This is a genomic window from Nocardioides sp. (genome assembly GCF_034670285.1).
Taxonomy (GTDB): Bacteria; Actinomycetota; Actinomycetes; order Propionibacteriales; family Nocardioidaceae; genus Nocardioides.
This window is the reverse complement of the sequence record NZ_JAXMNS010000439.1, coordinates 1-2,996: the sequence shown is the minus strand read 5'-3', so window position 1 is coordinate 2,996 and position 2,996 is coordinate 1. Positions and strand designations below refer to the sequence as shown.

At 72.6% G+C, this 2,996-nt stretch carries 2 protein-coding genes; one reads left to right on the top strand and one right to left on the bottom strand.

Annotated elements, in window-relative coordinates; translation table 11 throughout:
* Positions 1–34: 34 nt before the first annotated feature.
* Complete coding sequence (locus tag VOI19_RS17290) at positions 35–1,270, bottom strand: class I adenylate-forming enzyme family protein (protein WP_323794194.1); 1,236 nt, start codon at positions 1,268–1,270, stop codon at positions 35–37.
* A 125-nt stretch (positions 1,271–1,395) separates the two neighbouring features.
* Here VOI19_RS17290 and VOI19_RS17285 point away from each other — a divergent pair.
* Positions 1,396–2,996 (top strand): hypothetical protein (locus VOI19_RS17285; protein WP_323794193.1); only part of this gene is annotated, 1,601 nt, incomplete at its 3' end.

The window sequence follows — 2,996 nt, the reverse complement described above, 5'->3', positions numbered from 1 at the left end:
GACTTCGCGCCGACTCGGCGAAACATGGGGGGGGTCAGAGGAGGTCTCGGCGGACCTTTCCGGTCAGGGTGCGGGGGAGGTCGGGGCGGAAGGTCCAGGTCTTGGGTCGCTTGGGAGGAGCCAGGCGCTCGCGGGCGTACGCCGTCAGGTCAGCCTCCGTGACGGAGCCGACGACCGCGGCGCAGACGCGCTGACCCCAGTGAGGATCGTCGACTGCGTAGACCGCGATGTCGTCGACCCCGGGGTGCTCGCCGAGCACCTGCTCGACCTCCAGCGGATAGACGTTGACGCCGCCACTGATGATGAGGTCGCTGCGACGTCCGTCGAGGTAGAGATAGCCGTCGGCATCGAGACGCCCCGCGTCGCCGACGCTGAAGGCCGGGCCGTCGGGGGTGTCGCGCCAGGCCCGCGCGGTCTTCTCGGGCTCACGGAAGTAGGAGAAGCGCGCGTACGACGGCACGCTGCACCAGATCGTGCCGTCGTCGTCCAGGTGCAGGGTGCGACCCGGTCGTGCGCGCCCGACGGTGCCGGGTCGCCTCACCCACTCCTCGCTCCGACAGGCGGTGAACTGGCCCTCGGTGGAGCCGTAGAACTCCCACGTCGAGCCTTCGGGGAAGAGGTCGATCAGGCGTCGTTTGACGTCGGTCGGGCACGGCGCACCGGCGTGAGCCACCAGCCGGAAGGAGGAGAGGTCGGGCACGCCGACGTCGTCCCAGTGGGCAAAGAGTCGCTGGAGGTGCGTGGGCACGCAGAACATCGTCGTGGGTCGTTCGGCGGTGATGGCGGCGGTCACGGCCGCTGGGTCGAAGGGGCCGGGCAGGACCACGCGACCGCCGGCCAGGCGCGTCCCGAGGGCGAAGCGCAGGGGTGCCGAGTGGTAGAGCGGGCTCAGCACGAGGTTGACGTCGTCGGCGACGAAGCCCCACAGGTCCGCCTCCTCGGCGACCAGCGCGGCGGAGTCGGACTCGGAGAGCAGGCCGCTGTCGACGCCCTTGGGGATGCCGGTCGTGCCGCTCGTGCAGTGCATCGGGCGCGCGCGAGGAAGCCCCCGGTCAGCGGTGGTCACGGCGGCGAGCGCGGCGTCGTCCTCGACGACGAGGTGCGGCGACAGGGGAGTCAGGATGCGCTCCCGCTCGTACGGCGACAGGCGCGGGTCGAGCGGGATCACCTGGATCCCGCGAGCCAGCATCGAGTGCACGGCGTCGAGGTAGGCGTGCGATCCGGGGACGAGGAGGGCGACCCGGTCGCCCTCGTGCACCGTGTCGCTCACGTGGGCCATCGTAGGGCGACCCCCAGCCCGAGCTTGATGCGAGCGCACTCTCGTCCCGGTCGGCACCGGCCGGTTCCACTACGATCGTCGTCCACGGCCCCGGCACCGACCTGCGAGGAGGCACCGTGTCGTCCACCGCTCGGTTCTCGGACGGTCCCCTGGTGGGGCGTGACCTCGACGTGGCTGCTGCGGAGGAAGTCCTCCTGGAGCGGCGCTCGCTCGTCCTCGAGGGCCGCGCCGGAGTCGGCCGGACACGGCTGTTGAGCGTGCTGGTCGACGCGGCACGGGCGCAGGGGCTCAAGGTGGTCGACGTGGCGGCGACTCGAGCCACCGCGACCGTCCCGCTCGGTCCGTTCGCGCCCTTCCTGCCGCACCGCGAACCGGTTCAGCAGGCGTTGCTCCTGCAGGCCGTGATGGACGAGATGCGGGCGCGCGGGAGCGCCCAGGGCCTGGTGATCGCGGTGGACGACGTCCACGACCTCGACGCGATGTCCCTGGCCCTGCTGACCCTCGGGCTCGGGCTCCCGGAGGTGTCGCTGCTGCTCAGCCGATGCACGGACTCCGAGGTGCCCGACGGGCTGGGCGCGATCCTGAGGCACGACAGCACGAGCCGGTTGACGGTCGCGGCCCTGGGCGAGCAGGATGCCGCAGCGCTCGCCACCTGGGCCCTGGGCGCACCGACGACGGAGCTGCTGCACGGGCTGTGGCGCACCACCGAGGGCAACCCGCTCATGCTGCGCGAGCTGGTGGCGGGCGAGTCGACGCCGGTGCCGGTCTGCGACCCGGAGGCGCGGAGACGCGGCGTCCTGACCAGCGACCGGCTCGCGGACCTCGTCCGGCAACGGCTCGGTCACCTCCCCGAGCAGCTGCACGAGTCGGTCGAGGTCCTCTCGGTGAGCTCCCCGGTCGCCTACGCCCTGCTCGAGGCGGCGATCGGAGCGGAGGCGTACTCGCTGCTCCACGACGCTGGCAACGCAGAGACGACCGTGTCCGACGAGCCGTCGGGCGAGGTCCTCGTGCGGCACGCGCACCCGCTCTACGGGCCGGTCTACGCAGACCAGGCCGGGGAGGCGCGCCGACGCCGCGCCTACGGCCGACTGGTGGACGCAGCCGAGGTCGTGCCCGCGATCGCCGACCCGCTGCGGGTGGCGCAGTGGCACCATCTCAGCGGCGCTGCGCCGCGACCGGACCTGCTCCTGGCCGGTGCCAGGAAGGCCTTGACCCAGCACGACGGAGCGCTCGCCGAGCTGCTTCTCACACCGGTGATCGACGAGGTCGACCAGGGGCATCTCGCACTGGGCACGGCGCTCGCGCAGCAGGGCCGTTATGACGAGGCCGACGCGGCCTACCGAGCCGCCTGCGCAGAGGCGTTGCCCGTCGAGGTGCCCGTCGAGGTGCCCGTCGAGGTGCCCGTCGAGGCCGTGGTCGAGGCGGTGGCAGCGAGGGCCTTCAACCTGGCCTTCGGACTCGCGCGCAGCGAGGAGGCGCTCGCTCTGCTGGCCGACGTCGCCTCGGAGCAACCGATCGGGTGGGTCCGCGGACGCCTCGACGCCGAGCGCGGAGTGGTCGCGGCGCTCGGTGGCGACTTCGATCTCGCGGACGAGGCCTCGCGTGACACCATCGCGAACCCGGAGTCGAACGGGGCCTCGCTGGCGTCGGCGTACGTGAGTCGCACCCTGGCCCGCGCCATGAGGGGCCAGTGCGAGGGCTTCGCCGAGCTGGCGGC